At 67.4% G+C, this 16,760-nt stretch carries 13 protein-coding genes; 5 read left to right on the top strand and 8 right to left on the bottom strand.

Annotation, left to right across the window (positions count from 1 at the left end):
* Positions 1 to 30 precede the first annotated feature (30 nt).
* The 5 genes from HDC96_RS03640 to HDC96_RS03620 all read right to left on the bottom strand — a co-directional run bounded on the left by HDC96_RS03640 (position 31) and on the right by HDC96_RS03620 (position 5,349).
* Positions 31 to 2,328: a patatin-like phospholipase family protein gene (locus HDC96_RS03640; protein WP_179458778.1), complete on the bottom strand. Its 2,298-nt coding sequence runs from the start codon at positions 2,326 to 2,328 to the stop codon at positions 31 to 33.
* Positions 2,329 to 2,342: 14 nt separating this feature from the next.
* Complete coding sequence (locus HDC96_RS03635) at positions 2,343 to 2,882, bottom strand: DUF4136 domain-containing protein (RefSeq protein ID WP_179458777.1); 540 nt, start codon at positions 2,880 to 2,882, stop codon at positions 2,343 to 2,345.
* Positions 2,883 to 2,960: 78 nt separating this feature from the next.
* Positions 2,961 to 3,368, bottom strand: coding sequence for a response regulator transcription factor (locus HDC96_RS03630; RefSeq protein ID WP_176988753.1), 408 nt, complete (start codon positions 3,366 to 3,368; stop codon positions 2,961 to 2,963).
* Between the two features lie 111 nt (positions 3,369 to 3,479).
* Entirely contained in the window at positions 3,480 to 4,130 is a 651-nt protein-coding gene (locus HDC96_RS03625; protein WP_179458776.1) for a response regulator transcription factor, read from the bottom strand.
* Positions 4,131 to 4,329: 199 nt separating this feature from the next.
* Positions 4,330 to 5,349, bottom strand: coding sequence for an AraC family transcriptional regulator (locus tag HDC96_RS03620; RefSeq protein WP_179458775.1), 1,020 nt, complete (start codon positions 5,347 to 5,349; stop codon positions 4,330 to 4,332).
* Between the two features lie 354 nt (positions 5,350 to 5,703).
* Here HDC96_RS03620 and HDC96_RS03615 point away from each other — a divergent pair, with 354 nt between their 5' ends.
* Together HDC96_RS03615 and HDC96_RS03610 are read left to right on the top strand one after the other, a co-directional pair.
* Positions 5,704 to 7,230 carry an ATP-binding protein gene (locus HDC96_RS03615; protein WP_179458774.1) on the top strand — a complete coding sequence of 509 codons (1,527 nt, stop codon included), beginning with the start codon at positions 5,704 to 5,706 and terminating at the stop codon, positions 7,228 to 7,230.
* 90 nt (positions 7,231 to 7,320) lie between these two features.
* The gene (locus tag HDC96_RS03610; protein WP_257018575.1) at positions 7,321 to 7,902 is read left to right on the top strand and encodes a fasciclin domain-containing protein; all 582 of its coding nucleotides are present in this window, start codon (positions 7,321 to 7,323) and stop codon (positions 7,900 to 7,902) included.
* A 197-nt stretch (positions 7,903 to 8,099) separates the two neighbouring features.
* On the opposite strand, the gene HDC96_RS03605 is transcribed toward HDC96_RS03610, so the two are convergent.
* From HDC96_RS03605 to HDC96_RS03595, 3 genes are all read right to left on the bottom strand, one after another.
* Positions 8,100 to 8,945, bottom strand: a complete 846-nt coding sequence (locus HDC96_RS03605; protein ID WP_179458773.1) for an OmpA family protein — start codon at positions 8,943 to 8,945, stop codon at positions 8,100 to 8,102.
* Between the two features lie 77 nt (positions 8,946 to 9,022).
* Positions 9,023 to 13,438, bottom strand: a complete 4,416-nt coding sequence (locus HDC96_RS03600) for a YadA-like family protein (RefSeq protein ID WP_179458772.1) — start codon at positions 13,436 to 13,438, stop codon at positions 9,023 to 9,025.
* A 215-nt stretch (positions 13,439 to 13,653) separates the two neighbouring features.
* On the bottom strand, positions 13,654 to 14,643 hold the full coding sequence (locus HDC96_RS03595; RefSeq protein WP_179459601.1) for a helix-turn-helix domain-containing protein: 990 nt from the start codon (positions 14,641 to 14,643) through the stop codon (positions 13,654 to 13,656).
* A 790-nt stretch (positions 14,644 to 15,433) separates the two neighbouring features.
* Between HDC96_RS03595 and HDC96_RS03590 the strand changes: the two genes are divergently transcribed.
* The 3 genes from HDC96_RS03590 (at position 15,434) to HDC96_RS03580 (ending at position 16,753) form a co-directional block, all read left to right on the top strand.
* Entirely contained in the window at positions 15,434 to 15,625 is a 192-nt protein-coding gene (locus HDC96_RS03590; protein ID WP_179458771.1) for a Flp family type IVb pilin, read from the top strand.
* Positions 15,626 to 15,722: 97 nt separating this feature from the next.
* A complete protein-coding gene (locus tag HDC96_RS03585; protein WP_179458770.1) occupies positions 15,723 to 16,268 on the top strand; it encodes a prepilin peptidase in 546 nt (181 codons plus the stop codon).
* Positions 16,265 to 16,753, top strand: coding sequence for a pilus assembly protein (locus tag HDC96_RS03580; protein ID WP_179458769.1), 489 nt, complete (start codon positions 16,265 to 16,267; stop codon positions 16,751 to 16,753). The genes HDC96_RS03585 and HDC96_RS03580 overlap by 4 nt, the downstream gene beginning before the upstream one ends.
* The last annotated feature ends 7 nt before the right edge of the window (positions 16,754 to 16,760 follow it).

Genomic DNA, 16,760 nt, shown 5'->3' with positions numbered 1-16,760 from the left:
CCCCACGGCAGTGCCGGCCGCTGGCCGGCATCACAGCGACTGCCCCAGCTCGATGAACAGCACGTTCTCGCCGCCTTCGCGGAATGCCATGCCGAAGATCAACGGGCCGATCCACGAATCAAAACCGAGGAACAGGCTGCCGTTCAAGATGCCGTCGGCCAACGCCATGTCACTGCGCCGCTGCCAGGCGTTGCCATACTCGACCGTGCCACCCACCTGGGCCGAGCGCCCCAGCAACGTGCCCAGCTCATAGGTGTAGCCGGCAAAACCCAGTGCATAGTCCTGCCCGGTCAGCTGGTTCTGCTGGAAACCGGCCAAGCGCCAGCGCCCGCCCAGCCGGTACAGGTTCTGCACCGGCGCCGTGCCGGACGAAGTGACGTGGTAACGCAGCCCCAGCTGCAGGGCATGCTTGCCGAATGATCTTGCGGCCACGGCATCCAGATCGATCTGGCCGAACCGCGCATCCGCGCCGAGGCCGGGGCTGGACTGGTACGTGCCGGCGTTGACCAGATACCCCTCGCGCGGGAAATACACGCTGTCGATGTCGTCCAGAGTGGCCTGCGCGATCCACGCCCCCTCGTCGAAGTCCACGCGCGGGATGGTCGGGTCGCCGACTTCCACCTCGGCGTTGCCGGTGTAGCGCTCCACCCCCACGGACAACGCGAGCACGTTGGACACATTGCGGAACACCGCCGCCGTGGCGCCGGTGCGGCGCACGCGATAGCGCGCGATCTTGTCGCCGCCATCGTCGTAGAGATTGAAACTGCGGGTCTGGAAACCACCGCCGGCCTGGAAGGCGTACCGGTTGTGCAGGTCGAACGGGTGGTAGTACTGGCCGGTCAGACCGGGTTCGCTGCCGATCTGCAGCGCGATGCGCGCTTCGGCGCCGTAAGGCGACAGCGGCGAGAACAGCAGGCCGGCGCGCAGGTTGCTTTCGTGATTCCCTTCCAGGTCATTGCTCAGGCTCAGCCCGGCCTCCAGGTACACCGGTCCATTGGGCTTGGGATGGGCCGACACCACGACACCGGTCCTGCCGTCGCGCGCCTGGACCTCGTAGTTGATGCTGGCCAGCGTTCCCATGCCATAGGCGCGCAGCACACCGGCCTGCATCGCCTCGATATCCAGCGGATGGCCGATGCGGATCGGGAGATAGGACAGCAGCAGGGCATCGGCATAGCCGGTGTGGTTGTCGACCTCGACGAAATCGATCGTGGCCGGCATTGCCGGCGGTGCCCGTCCGGCACGCTGCGCGGCCAGCCGGGTGTAGGTCTGCGGCGTCTGCGCGAACGCCTGCAGCGCCGGCGTGGCCTGGTCGGCGGCGAGCTGGCCGATCCGCAGCGCTTCGGGTGCCTTGTCGAAATCGCCGGTGGCGACCTTGCCGGTCAGGTCCGGCGAGATCAGCAGATCCTGCGCGCCCAGACTGTCCAGCTGCGCCTGCGCGCTGCGGGTCGTCAGGAAGCCGCTCAATTGGCCGATCACATCCACCAGGCTGGCATTGCGGTCCAGCGCGCTCAACGGCGTGCCCACGTCCACCGCGATCACCCGGTCGGCGCCCATCGCCCGCACCACGTCGATCGGCACCTGGTTGGACAGGCCACCGTCGAGCAGTACCTGGTCATGGATGACCACCGGCCGGAAGATGCCCGGCAACGACATGCTGGCCCGCATCGCCATCGGCAGGCTGCCCTCGGACAGCACCACCGGCTTGCCGGTATTGATGTCGGTGGCGACCGCCCGGAACGGGATCGGCAGGTCGTCGAAACGGCCATTGACCCGGCCGGCGCCGGTGGCGCGCTCGAACAGGGCGATCAGCTTCTCGCCTTCAGAGACACCCCCGGCCAGCGCGACCGCCTTGCCCTCGCCGCCCAGCCCGATGCCGATCGGGGCCAGCTGGGCATAGTCGTCGGCCTTGCGTCGCAGCGAGCGCTCGCGGCGCGGCAAAGTGTCGGTGAACAGGCTCAGCCATTCAGTGCTCAGCACCAGCTGCTCGATCTGCTCGGGCGTGGCGCCGGACGCGTACAAGGCACCGACCAGCGCGCCGGCACTGGTCCCGGCAATGCAGTCCACCGGAATGTGCAGCGCCTCGAGTTGCTTGAGGATGCGGACATGCGCGATGCCCCGCGCGCCGCCACCGCCCAGCGCCAGCCCGATCCGTGGCCGGGTGTCACCCGGGCCGCGCACGCCACAATGGCCGCCCTGGCCGGCCGGGTTGTCGGCCGCAACGGGTTCGGCCGCGTGCAGCGGCGACAGCGCGCCGCCCGCGACCACGCACGCGAGCAGCAGCGATGCCGTGCACGGGCAGCAGTGTCGTGGAGGAATCAGCGCCACGCGCTGCCAGCCGATCAACGGCCAGCGGTGGCAGCGGGCGGGAAGCCAGCGAGCATCTTGTCCAATGCGGTCTCCACCGCAGCGTTGATCTTCTCCGGCGACGAAGGCACGGTGCTGCTGGCCGTGCCGCGCCACACGGCCTGCTTTGTGCGCGTATCGAACATGTCCAGCACCAGCGTGCCCACTTCGTAGGTACGGACGGTGGTGGTCGCGTTGCCCATGCCCCCGCCCCAGCCTCCGCGCCAGCCCCATCCGCCCATGCCGGTCCCGGTGTAGAAGGTGTCGAGCGTCTGTCTCCGGTCAGTGACGGTGTGTGCGGCAAGCGCGATATCGCCCTGCGGCACCTCGCGCAGGCCCTTCGCCTGCAATCTGGCATTGATGCCATCGACGATGCGTTGTTGCACCAGGGGCGAGCCAGCCGTTGGCTTGACCGCCCAGCTATAGGTTCTGTACGCGCCGAAGTTGGCCGCCGGATCGAAATCGGTGTTGACGGTCGGTGTCGATGCACAGGCGACCAGGCTGGCCGCGACGACGGCGATGCAGAGCGCTTTCATGACATGAGCCTCCCAGGTATGGACCGAATGACGCACCGCGGTCGCAGGCGTCCTGCTACAGCCAGTGACTCTCTGCGATCAGCTCCTGCGCGGGCCACGCAATGATCGCGAGACGAACGACTCACCCTTCACCGCGGCCGCGACCGCCTCCAGCAGGTCATCACCTGCGTCGGACTTGAGCACATAGCTGCACGCTCCCAGGGCCATTGCCTGCGACACCATCTGCGGCGCGGCGTGCACGGTGATGAACACCACACCAAGAACGGGGCGCCGCAGTCGAAGCCGGCGTGCGGCCTCCAGCCCATCCAACTCCGGCATGCCAATGTCCGTCACCACCACATCCGGCAACATCGTCTGTGCTGCCTGCACCAGTGAAGCCCCGTCCTGCACGAGCCCGATCACCTGGAAGTGCTCTGCAAGCAGCCCGCGCAGCTGGCGTCCCATCGCGCACCCATCCTCGGCCAGCAGTACCCGTACCGCGTTCATCGCACTCGCCTGCTCCACACCTGTCCTGATGGTGCGACCGGACACCGGAGGCTCGCAAGGGAAAAACCACCGCGAGCGGGCACGTAAATCTACTGGCTGCACACGTCCAGGCTAGGGGCGTATCAGGCCCTCCAACTGGGCCTTGCGCACCAGCTCCAGCGTCCCGTGCACCCCCAGCTGCTGCATGATCGCGTACTTGTGCGATTCGATGGTGCGCACCGATACCCCCAATGCGTAGGCAATCTGCTTGGAACGCAGGCCACGGCCGACGTATTCCAGGATGCGCAGCTGCTTGTCGGTCAGCGCATGCTGTCGGCGCCCCGACGAAACGATCGCATCCACCGCCAGGCTGGGCGTGACATAGGTGTGGCCTTCCATTACGCCCTGGATCGCGCGCACCAGTTCGTCGCCGGCCGCACTCTTGAGCATGTAGCCACGGGCACCGGCCCGGATCGCCTCAGCCGCCAGGCTGGACTCGTCGTGCATGGTGAGAAACAGAAACGGCGTCAGGCAACCTTCGCTGCGCACCTGGCGCATCACCTCAAGGCCGCTGATGCCGGGCATGCTGATATCCGAAACGACCACATCCGGGGGTTCGCGGCGGAGGCAGGCCAGCAGCTGCTCGCCGGACGACACCAGCGCGATCGAGTCGAAACAGTCCATCAACAAGCGTTCGATGCCTTGGGCCACGAGCCGGTGGTCGTCGGCAACGACGACCCTGCGGAACGGCACAGCCCTCCCCTGCACGCACGAGACGCCCATTACCTGCCTCCGTTCGCTGCGATCGCCCCTTGGACCCGTCGCTGCAGCCGCCATCGCCAGGTTCGTCATCGGCGATGCGCCACGACAAGCCTTCCCGATGCATCTGCAGCGTGCCGAACATGCGAGTGACTGCGTGACGGGGCCGTGATGCCTCGCACGCCATGTCGTGCGTGCTGCAGCCGGTGGCCCAGGTCACGATTCAGCGCCGCAAGGTGTCTCGAGGACATTCCCCGAACACAGTGCGGTACAGCAGGGAGAAGCGGCCCAGATGCCCGAAGCCGAGCCGCAGGGCTATCTCCGTCACACTCCCCGTCGCATCTGCCTGCAGCAACGCGCTGCGCGCGCGGTTCAACCGGCCCAGCTGGTGCCAGTGACAGGGTCCATGTCCGTAGGCATCACGAAACAGACGTTCGAGCTGGCGTTCGCCCACGCCCAGCGCGAGCGACAGGGCCGCACTGTCGAACGGCCGGTCCAGATGGACTTTGAGATGGTTCTCGGCCCGCCGCACCACGGCATCGCGGTGGCGCTCGATCCAACTGCCCTCCCCACGTCGCTCCGGTCCGGCATCGGCGGCACTGACCGCATCCACGAAGGCCCCCAGCAGCAGCGCCGACTGCGCCGCCGACTGTTCCTGCGTGATCAGGCCCTGCCAGTGGGCGGCCGCTTCCAGTGCCGTGGACACGCCGTAACGCAGTGCCTGCGCGTGCGCAGGGTCGGCAGCGCGGCTGCACCAGCCACTGCGTGGCAGACGCAGTTCGCGGCCCACCCGCGCGACCGCCTCGCGCTGCAGGACCTCGCGCGCAATCAGCAGCACGGCCCACTGCCACCCCCCGGGCCCCGGACGCACATTGAGCTCGCTGTCCTCGGCGAACACCATCACCTGGCCCGCAGGAATCCAGCGCCCGTTGGCCCACATTGGCTGCCGGCAGGACACGGCCATTGCCAAGGCAATCGACCCACGACCAAAACTGCCGCTGGCGAAAATCGGCAGCGTGTAGGCACCGCTGTCCAGGCTGAACTCCGGAAAGACCAGGCGCTGCAGGCACGCGCGAAAGTGCCCGGCGGCCAGCAGCCGCTGCTCGAACCGGGTGTCCCGCACCACCCCCAGCAACGCATCGGCGTCGAATCCATCGACGACGAAGCGGCTGTACGGGACCATCGTTTCGTCCATGCCAGTTCCTCGAACAGGTCGGAAAGCGGATAGCGCGACGGGGGACAAGCTGCTTACATCGGCGCGATTGTGGGGCGGAAACACCATCGCTACAAGCGGAGACAGCCTGCCCCGCACGCATGAAACGCATCACATGGAGACCTGTCCGAGGGGTGCTCGCGCCATCCGGGACGAGCCCCCGATCCGAAGCCTCTTCACGCACCGGCCGAGGTCTACGTGCACGTCAATGCGACCGTGACGCACATCGCCCCCGTGGACAGCACCCGTGCACCACCGCCGGACGGAGCGGCCAGCCCCACCCCCTCCACGCGCACATCACCTGCGCTTCGCACAGCGCTCACGAACGTCCTGCCTCTGCTGATCGGTTGCCTGCTCGGCCAGCAGCTGCCGACACTAGCCCAGATGCCGGGCTTCAGCCTGCACGTGCTGTGGATTCCGGGACCGCTGTTGATGGGCTGGCTGCTGTTCACCCCGCGTACGCAGTGGCGAACGTGCATCCTCGCGGCCGCGGCCGGCACCGTGCTGGCGTTCGTGCTGGTGCCGTTCGTCGGGCTGGACGGCATGATCGCCAGCGCCGGTGAACTTGTCCTCGTGGCTGCCGCGGCCTGGCTGCTGCTGCGCTGGCGCGGCACGGGTTCACCGCTGGAGAGATACCGCGATATCGCCCTGTTCATCGTGCTCGGTGGCATCGCGCTCCCCGTGTGCGTGGCGTGGTGGCAGATGCTCGTCTTTCCAGGCGCGCCCCGCGGGCTGGCACCGGGCGTGCTGCTCACACGGCTGCTCTGCAGCAGCGTGAGCTACCTGCTGATCGTGCCGGCGGTGGTCAACATCGCGCGGGTGATGCAATCGCCGGAACGTCGCGCCGGCTGGCGCTGGCACACTGTCGCCGTCGCTGTGCTGCTGTTGGGCGTGCTCGGCGTGATCTGGGGCATGGACTGGGCCGATGGGGTGATGACCTCGCTGCTGGTGCTGGTCCCCATCCCGCTGCTGATCTGGGCGTTGATCGTGTTCGGCGTCAGCGGGGCGGCAGTGTGCATGCTGGTCGTGGCGGTGCTGGCGATGCAGTTGGGCATGGCCGGCGCCGGGCCGTTTGCCTACTGGACGCCCGAGCGCAACCTGATCACCGCCCAGGTGTGGACCCTGGGCATCAGCTGCGTCCTGCTGTTCCTCGGCGCGCTGTCCGAGCAGAAGCTGTCCAATCACCTGAAACTGCAGCAGGCCTATCGCCGGCTGGGTGAGGTGACCGGACGCATGCTGGTGGTGCAGGAAGAAGAGCGCACACGCATCGCGCGCGACCTGCATGACGACGTCAACCAGTCGCTGGCGGCGATCTCGATCTGCCTGAGTACCCTGCGCAACCAGATTCCCGAAGCCCAGCGCCACAGCGTGGTCGAGCTCCAGGAGCAGCTGTTGACGGTGTCCAATGACATCCGGTCGATCTCCCACGAACTGCATCCGAGCATCCTGCGTTTCACCGGCCTGGCCAGTGCGCTCGATGCATTCTGCATCAAGCGCAATGCACGTGGCGCGCTGCGCGTTCGGTGCCGGATCGAGAGCCCGCCACGGCTCGGTGACGACCGCGAGCTGAGCCTGTTCCGCATCGTGCAGGAGGCAGTGAACAACGTCGACAAACACGCACACGCCAGTACCGCCCATGTCCTGGTCACGGTGCGCGGTGAGCAGTTGCTGTTACGGGTAGACGACGATGGGGTTGGCATGCCGGCCGCAGCCAGCACCGAGGCGGCGCCCGGGCTGGGCATGATCAGCATGGAAGAGCGCGCACGGTTGCTGGGCGGCAGCCTGCAGATCGGTTCCAGCCCGCTGGGCGGTACCCGGATCGAAGTGCGCTTTCCGTTGGGCGATGTGGCGTCCGGCCAGTGGTTTCATCGCGCGCTGCAGACGCCGCCTTCACCTGGTCCTGACACTTGAAAAAAGAAGTCGGCCCGCTGCATCCGCCACGACACTCCCGCCGTAAGTGAAGGTGCGTCATACCGGCGCATCCATTTGGGAGTTTTGGTCATGAAGATCCAGTTCGCAGGCCTCGTACTGATCGGTTGTCTTGCCGCCACCGCGTCCCCGCTCGTCTTCGCGCAGGCCCCGACCGCGCCCATGGCGGCGCACAGCAATCCGATGGTCGGCGGTGCGGCGATGTATGCCAACAAGGACATCATCGACAATGCCGTCAATTCCAAGGACCACACCACGCTGGTCGCCGCGGTCAAGGCCGCCGGCCTGGTCGATACGCTCAAGGGCGCAGGCCCGTTTACCGTGTTCGCACCGACCAACGCCGCGTTCTTGGCCCTGCCGAAGGGCACCGTGGAAGGGCTGCTGAAGCCTGAAAAGAAGGCGGACCTGACCAAGATCCTGACCTATCACGTCGTTCCGGGTGCGGTCACTGCCACCGACCTGATGGCGAAGATCAAGCAGGGTGGCGGCAAGGCCAGCCTCACCACGGTCGAAGGCGAAGCGCTGACCGCCCGCGTCGCTGGCAAGGGCATCACCCTGACCGACAGCAAGGGCCAGGCCGCCCACGTCACCATCGCCGATGTGAAGCAGAGCAATGGCGTGATCCACGTGATCGACAAAGTGCTGATGCCGTAACCGGAAACGGCGGCTGCAGATAGCCTGCAGCCGCCCCGGAACGGGAGGAAGATGACCTGGCGCGCCGTCTTCAGGACGATGACGGGGGAGACATCACGCTGTGCGGACGACGCGCCAGGTCAAGACGGTCCCTCGCCGGCGCATGGGTGCGCCGGCAGGGTATGTGGACGGGGAAAGAGGACGCGGTCCGCCGGCGCTCAGCGCGGCAGTGCCTTGCCGGACAGCTCAACGCGTCGGTTCGGCGCCAGGCACACGATCAGCGCCTTGCGCTGCGCCTGCTCGCACTGCACCAGCGGGTCGGCCTTGCCCCGCCCTTCGGCGACGATGGCCGCCGCCGGTACGCCGCCGGCCACCAGCGCGTCGCGCACGGCCTCGGCGCGCCGTTGCGACAGCACCCGGTTGTAACGGTCACTGCCGATCCGGTCGGTGTAGCCGATCACCTGGATGGTCTGCACCCGGCTGGCATCACGCACCTGCTGCAGCAACATCTCCACGTTGCGGCGTCCTTCGGGCGTCAGCACGGCACTGTCGAACGCGAACATCGCATCCGCCGCCAGCCGCAGTGGCTCGCTCGGCATCGGTGCGGGCGCCGGTGGCGTGGGTGGACGCGGTGGATCGAGCACGGCGGCGCAGGCCTGCGGCTTCCAGTGCGCTGCCTGGGCGATGCCCTTGCCATCGAAATCGACCTTGAACTGGCAGGTGAAGTAATCCCCACCCGGGCTGCTGCGGAAGTTGAACAGGTAGTTCCACTCGCGCACGCCCCACATGCCTTCGCCGAAATGCGGGGTGCCGAGCAGAGCGTACAGCTGGCGCTTGCTCATGCCACGGGCGAACAGGCGCAGGTTGTCGACGTCCACGAACAGTCCCTCCTTCAGGCTGGCCCTGCCCGGATCGGGGAAGCTCACTGCATCGGCGTCGACGGCGGTGTCGGACGATGTGGTGCGTTGCTCGCCATGGCTGGCGCAGGCGCCGAGCAGCAGGGCTGCCAGGCTCAGGCCCAGTGACCGCAGCAGCGGCCCCTGGGGAATGGATGTGGGCTGCATGTGCATGGTGTTCCCCCTGTAAACGTTGAATGCGGACCGTGGGCCCGGTGCCGGCAGCGCGCCGGCACCGGACGCGGTCACCACTGGATGCCGGCACCTACCGCGACACCACCATCGCCGCGGCTGTTGGTCGAACCGCTGAACTTGTAGATCCAGCGGCCGCCTTCGGAGACCCCCGAAATGCCCACCGCCACGCCGGATTCGCCGTTGAAGCTGCCTGCTGCGAGCGAGGCCATGCTGCGGCCGGCTTCATAGGGCTGCGGCAGGGCGGCCACCGCCATGGCCGAGGCGACACCGGCCGAAGCGCGGTTGTCGGTCTTCTGCAGGTTGCGGTCGAACGAGTCCATGCGCTCGTCGGTGTACGCCTTGGACCAGTCCAGGGTCTGGGCCATGCCGCTGCGCAGCTGGTCCACGTTGACGGCATCGGTGCCGGCGGTACCGGGGGCGACGTTGCGCACCGTGGTCGGACCGCTGGCGGTACTGCCGAGTGTCACGCTGTTGAGGTTGGTGGTGCCGTTGACGTTGGTGTCGTAACGGATCGTGCCCTGCTGGGACGCCTGCAGCTGGCGGACGTTGACCGCGTCGGTGGCTTCGCTGCCATCGGCGACGTTGGCGATCTGCCGCTCCGCACCACTGCTGCCCACCGAGACCGTGTTGGCCCGGTTGGCCACCGAACCGGCGCCCAGTGCGACGCTGTTGCTGCCCTGTGCGCTGGCTCCGTTGCCCAGTGCGGTCGCGTTGCTGCCCGCAGCGGCGGCACCGGCACCGCCGGCCACCGCGTTGTCGCCGGTCGCGGCCGGCGCGGCGAGGTTCTGCGTGTTGTTGACCTGGAACATCCCGGAGGTGCCGTTGTTGATGTTGTTGATCTGCGTGTCGGTATAGGCCTTGGACTCGGTGATCGCGTAGTTCACGCCGTTCTGCAGCTGGCCGACATTGACCGCGTCATAGCGTTCCGAACCATCGGCCACGTGGGTGACCTTGCGCTCGGCACCGGTGCTGCCGACGGCCACCTCTCCCACCGAGTTGCTGGCACCGGCCTGGCCGTAGGCACCGGTGTACCCGGTCTGGGCACCCACACTGGCGACCGAGCCAGCGCCGAGGGCGACGCTGTTGTCCGCGCTGGCGTTGGCGCCGTCGCCGATCGCCGCGCTGCCGCTGCCCGCCGCACTGGCCAGCGGCCCGATCGCGATGCTGTCGGCACCGCCCGCGGTGGCCGCACCCTTGGTCGAGTTGACCTGCACGTACTGGCTGGTGCCGCCCGGCTGGATCTGGTCGATGCGGGTATTGAGGTTGGTCAGCGAGGTATCCACCGCCGAGAAGGCTGCGGTGACGTCGCTGTAGTCGTTGGCGATGACGCTGCCATTGGTGGCGATCGAGGAGATGCGGAAGGTCGGCGCGGTCCAGATGCCGGTGTTGCCATCGAAATTGGTGGTGCCGCCGAAATACCCGACCAGGGCCGCGTTGGTCTGGAACAGCTGGTTGCCGTTGACCGCATCCAGGCTGCCGGCCAGCACGCGTCCGTCGGCCAGGTTGGTCAGCGCCACCGCCGCGCCGCTGGCATCGCCGGCCAGGGTGATGGTGTTGGTCGCGTCGCCACTGGCATCGGCGTCGTACTTCACGGCCAGGCGGTCCACGGTGTCGGTCTGGTCGGCGACGTTGGCCAACGAGGTGCTCACGGCATCGAAGGCGCTGCCGACGTTGTCATAGCTGCCGGGGGTGACCTGGCCATCGCTGGCGACGTTGTTGATCGTGTAGCTCGGCGCGGTGACCAGGCCGTTGGCATCCAGCGCCGCGCCGCCACCGAGATGGGTGGCCACCGCCTGATTGGCATTGAACAGTTGGCCCAGGTTGACGGCATCGGTCGCCTGGGTACCGGCGGCGACATTGACCACCTGGCGCTCGGCACCGGCCGCACCGACCGACACCGTACCCTCGCGATCGGCCACGGCACCGGCGCCCACGGCAATGCTGTTGGCGGCGGTGGCCGAGGCCCCGGTGCCGACGGCGATGCTGTCGAGGCCGGCGGCGGCGGCGTCGGCACCGGTCGAGTTGATCTTCAGGTAACGGCTGCCGACCCCGTTGCGGATATCGGTGATCTGCGTGTTGAGGTTGACCAGCGAACCATCCACCGCGGAGAACGCGTCGCTGGCGTTGTCGTACACCCCCTGCGCGACGGCGCCACCGCTGGAGATCGTGGAGATCTGGAAGCTGGGTGCGGTCCACGCGCCGGTGGCGGGATCGTAGGCGGTGACGCCGCCGAAGTAGTCGACGATCGCGCTGTTGGTATCGAACAGCTGGGCGCCGTTGACCGCCTCGGTGCTGCCCGCGTCGACCGCGCCGTTGGCCAGGTTGGCGATCGTGGTGGTGCCGGTGCCGCCACCGAGGGTGACGCGGCGGTAGTCCGCACCGCCAGCCCCGTCGTCGTCGTAGGTCACCGCCAGCGTGCCGACCGCATCGATCTGCGAGATCGCGCCCTGCAGCTGGGCCACGTTGACCGCATCGGTGGCGGCACTGCCGGCAGCCACGTTGCTGATCTGGCGCTCGCCACCGACGAAGCCGACCGAGACTTCACCAGCCGAGACCTGCGCGGCAGTCAAGCCATAGGCGCTGTAGCTGGCCTGCGCACCACGGTTCGCCGCCGAACGGTACCCCAGCGCCACGCTGTTCGCCTGGTTGGAGGTCGCCTCGGAGCCGAGAATGGTCTGCCCGTTGGCAGTGCCCGTCGCACTGTCGCCGACCACCACGGAGTGGCCCATGCGCGCTGCGTAATCGGCCGTCGGCACGCCCGTCGGATCGGTCGGGTCGTTGACCCCTGCGCCCGGGAACGCCACGTTGGCGTCCTGCTGCGGCAGCTCGTGGCGTGCGTTCGCACCGATCACCACTTCCCTGGACCCATTGGCATAGGCACCATCACCCACCAGCACCTGGTAGTCCTGCGCGGCATTGACCGCCCAGCAGTCCACGCTGGCGACCAGCAGATTGACGCACTGGTTCGACCATGCCGGCGAACCGTCCGGCAGCACCAGCCCGAGCAGCCCGTTGGGGTCGCCGTTGTTGATGTTGTAGATGTAGCTGTCGGAGGTGACGCCACCGATCAGGGTCAGGTGCGAGCTGCCGCCGGTGCTTGCCCCGCCCAGCCCATCGAGCAGCGTACCGACCGGGGTCAGGTTGACCACCGGCACGCCCAGCACGTTGGTGACCGAGTAGGTCTGCATGACGTTGGCGCTGCTGACTGCGAGGTTGCCGTTGCGGACATAGCCATCACCGCCCAGCAGGCCCTGCGCGGTCGGGCCGACCAGTTGCGAGAGCGATCCGACCAAGCCGCCGGTACCGATGACCAGGCCGGCATTCGGATCGGCCGGGGCCGGGGCCTTCGGGCTGCCCGGCGGCAGCGCGGTCGGCGCCGGGAAGACCGTACCCAGGATCGGCGTGGTGATCGCACCGACTGCACCCAGCACCGGGGTGGTGAGGGTACCCACGGTAGTGCCGACGCCGTCGAGCAGGCCGCCGACGGCCCCGCCGACACCGTTCAACACTCCGCCCAGCGCGTTACCCATACCATTCGGCGCCAGCGCCATCGAGCTGGTCTGCACGGCACTGACGCCGGCATCCACGAGCTTGGGATTGCGGTCGGCCGCATCGACCACGTGGCCGAGTGCATCCACGCGCACGCCGCCAGCGACATTGCTGGCCAGCGATGCCTGCACGGCATCCGGTGCGTCGGGCGTCACCGTGGCGTCGGCGATCAGCGCCGCCCTGGCCTCCCCCTCGGCCGCCGCCAGGCGTGCCTGCGCCGCCGCATCGACGTTGGCCTCCAGTGCGGCCTTCCGTGGTGACGGGGTCGCCGCGACCGCCACGCTCGCCGCCGCCTTCGCCTCGGCGTTCACTGCCAGTGCGGTATCCGCTGCCGCAGTGAGTCGCGCATCGGCCGTGAGCGGCACTCGCACCGTCGCTGCCGTCGGCGCAACTGCGGCGACCGCATCGACGTTGGCATGAGCATCCAGCCCGGCACCGTTACCCGTGCCTGCCGCGATGCCCAGATCGGCCAGGGCCGCCACTTGGGCGCCCGGCGCGGCAACGCGCCTGGGCAGGTCCGCGTTCGCCTGCGCAGCGGCCTGCACCTGCAGCGCCGGCCGGTTGGCCATCGGTGTACCGAGGTTGAGATTGACCTTGGCATCCACGCTCAGCAGGGGGGCCGTGCCACGATCACGTGCCGCGGCCGCCAGCGCCACTTCCGCATCGAGCTTCACCGGCAGTGGCGCGGTGTACTTGGCGGTCAGTGCCTGCAGGTCGGTGAGCGTCTGATTCTCACCGGCCCATGCACTGCCCGTGCACAACGCCAGTGAGAGACCCAGCGACAGCACCGACATCGGCACCTTCAGATGCACCACGACCGGGCCGGCCGCAAGGCTGCCACGCGCGGTGGCGATTTCGGAGACGACCACCAGGGCGTTCAGCCGGTGGCTCCACACCAATCGAAAGATACGGTTCATCAGGTATTCCCCCGTGTACGAATGCGTTGAACATCACCGGTGCCTGACGGCACGTGGATGTCATTACAGTCGAGGGGTCAAACCGCGAGCACTTCATTCCGGCAGCACAAACGTGCGTTCCGGCAAGACGACGGGTAAAACCGGCAGGGGAATGGGCAATTTCGGCAGGTTGCCGAATATGTGCACGGCCGGCGTGTGGATACTCTTCTGAATGCTCAGGCCGGGCTGCCCATCTGCGCGGGCGCGCGCATCAGCGTGTCGCGTGGCAGCTCGCCAAACACGCGTCGATAATTATCGGCAAACCGCGACAGGTCCCACAGTCCGCAACTGAGCGCGATCGCCTTGACCGATTTGCGGCTGGAATCGGCCATCGACAACCCGCGGCACGCGGCGCACAGCCGCAGCATCGAGAGATAACGGTTGGGCGAGGTGCCGAACAGGTCTTCGAAGGCATACCGCAGCGCGCGCTCACTGACGCCGGCCGCGTCGCAGATTTCATTCATGTAGATATAGCGACGCAGATTGAGCCGCATGAAGTTCTCGGCGCGCTGGGCGATCAGATAATGCGTGCGCCGGCCCCGGCTGCAGGTCGGGTGGTCGTCGCTGCCGGCGCCCAACAGGGCCTGGATGTGGTCATGCAGCAGGGTATCCACTGCGTCGGCCGCCAAAGCGCCGCCCTGCCCGGCCAGCGCGGCATGCACCTCGGCATAGCGCTGCATCAGGCGCGCCCCACCGCCGGCCGCGCCAACGTGGAACAGGGACAGCGCCTGACCAGAAGGCAGCGTGTTGCGCAGGCTGAGTTCGGTCAGTTTGCGCTGCACCCGCTGCATCGGCGCGAGCAGCAGTGTGAGGTGGGTGCCGGCACTGAGCGTGAACTCGCTGATGCCTTCTGGCAGAACGGTCAACGCCATCCCCGCCGCCAGCGGCATGCCGTGGCACCAGCTCACATTCTCGTCTGTGGCGTGGATCAGGCCGAGCAGGCACCAGTCCGGCGGCAGCATGAAACGGCCGCGGAAATGGAACCCGCTCACGGCCGTGCAGAACAACGCCTCGTCATGCACCTGCGATTCAATGGCGGCCCGCGGGCCGTTGCCATCCAGCAGCACCATTTCCAGATCGCAGACACGCAACACACCACTGAGCGACGCCAGGTCGAATGTCCTGAGCCCGCTCTCCATCCGGTTATCCACCACACCATCTACCATGACAGTGATGCCCCCCTTTGGCCTGGCCCCCCGGTGCCTCGCCATAGGCCCACCGGGTGCGCACTCCTTCAATTTCTGCTGCGCATTCTGTTACGGCAACCTGCCGCGGCGATGCCGTCTGCCCGCCCATCCAGATCATCCAGCGATCCCCGCTAAATGATTCAGCAGATTCCGTGCGCTCTGCGCGCGTGATTCGATGCGCATTTTTGGCAAGTATGCCCGAACTGCACGCCAGGTAAACAGAATCACAATCGCCATCACAAATATGGCCGAAACCACGGAAACCCAGCGTTCGTGCGCGTCCGCATGCCGTCAAATAGTTGACATCACACCGTCATCACATGATCTACACCAGCGCTTCACTTTGTCGCCATTACATCAGGTTCATACAGCGCAGCCCCGGCCGACCGGGTTTCCCTAAAGTTGAATCCGGGTGTGCCGATTTTGTGCATTGGATACCGCGCGATTCGTCGAGCATCCAGATCAGGACGCCAGGACATACCGACGCGGTGATACCGCAATACAGAGGGAGCTCCATGGACAGCAACCTTCATCTTCCGTGCCTTCATTGGCACTGCCGCGTGCCGGCAGCCGTGACGTACTGTCCAGCGCGATCTGCCGCCAATGACGTCGGCCGGGCACTGCCCGGCCGATAGTGCAGGTCTGTAAAGGGCCGCATCGCGCAGGATGCGCGGTCGAGATGGACGTCCTGGCGGAGCCAGGCAACGCCATCGGTACCAGGGGTTGTTTCCGCCCGTTCGGGCTCTGATTGGGAAAAGGAGAAACCGTCATGAATGCATCCGTTCGCAAGTTCCTCGTGGAAGAAGATGGCGTGACCGCGCTCGAGTACGGCCTGCTGGCCGCCGTGATCGCGGGCATCCTCGTGGTCGTGGGTAAGGCGCAGATCGAAGGCTTCTTCACGAGCCTCTTCGAAAAACTCGGTGAAGTCGTCGAGGATGCCACCGGGAAAGCGTCGGCCTGATCGTCTGATGTGACTGCCAGCGCTGTCGCCCGGCTCTCCCGCGGCGACGGCATGGCGCGCACGTGCAGAGGCACGACCGATTCGGGGGACATAACGCATGGAACTCCTTCCCCTGGTGGCATTGCTGTTGGGCGTACAGGTCGCCATCCATGACCTGTATGCCCGACGGGTGTCCAATCGTGGGTTGATGCTGGCCACCGGCCTGGCCCTGGTGGCGCTGGCCTGGCAGTGGCTGATGGCGGGCCGCGGCTTTCCGGGTACGCATCTGCTGGGCTTCGCACTGGGATTGCTGTCGCTGCTGCCCTTCTATGCCATCGGCTGGATGGGCGCCGGTGACGTGAAGTATTTCGCGGTGCTCGGCCTGCTGCTCGGCGCCGCACCGCTGCTGCCGATCTGGATCATCGCCAGCCTGCTCGCCGGTGCACATGCGATGTGCGTGATCGCCGCGCGGCGCATTGGGCCTGTCCTCTTCCACGACGCACTGTCCACCGGCTCCAGCGGTCCGGTCGCGCGCCGGGTGCAGCCGGTGATCGCGCAGTGGCGTCATGCACGCCAAGGCCGGGCAGGCATTCCGTACGCGGCCTACCTGGCCTTCGCCAGCCTGTGGTGGGTGCTGCAGCAGCACGTCGGCGGTGCCGCATGAACGTTACCCGCCCGCGCCACCGTCCCGCCCGGCGCCAACGCGGCATCGCCACGCTGGAATTCGCCTTGATGCTGTTGTTCGGCCTGTTGCCGCTGTTGCTGGTCACGTATTCCGGCGTGATGATCATGGCCGCGCAGCAGACGCTCTCGGCGGCCTCGGCCGAGGGAGCGCGCGCCGCCTTCCGCCACGCCACGCCGACCGAACGCCGCACCGCCGCCTGCCTGGCGGCACGCCGTTCCATGCAGTGGCTGCTCACGTACGCCAAGCAGGCACCCGACTGCGCCGCGGCTGCCGCCCCGCCGATCACCGTCTCCACGCCCGCGCCGTGCGCCGACCTGCCGGCCGCGCAGTGCATCCGCGTGGAAGTGAGCTACGACTACAGCGCCTACCCGTTCCTGCCCGGCACCGGCCGCGTCTATGGCTGGGTGATGCCCAAGCCACTGCGCAGCACCGCCGTCGCCCAACTCGACCTCGGCGGCAACTGATGACGCT

Source organism: Stenotrophomonas sp. JAI102, from assembly GCF_013409105.1.
In the GTDB taxonomy this organism is placed as follows: Bacteria; Pseudomonadota; Gammaproteobacteria; order Xanthomonadales; family Xanthomonadaceae; genus Stenotrophomonas; species Stenotrophomonas maltophilia_AA.
The sequence above is the reverse complement of the archived record's forward strand: the minus strand, read 5'-3'. Positions and strand labels throughout refer to the sequence as shown.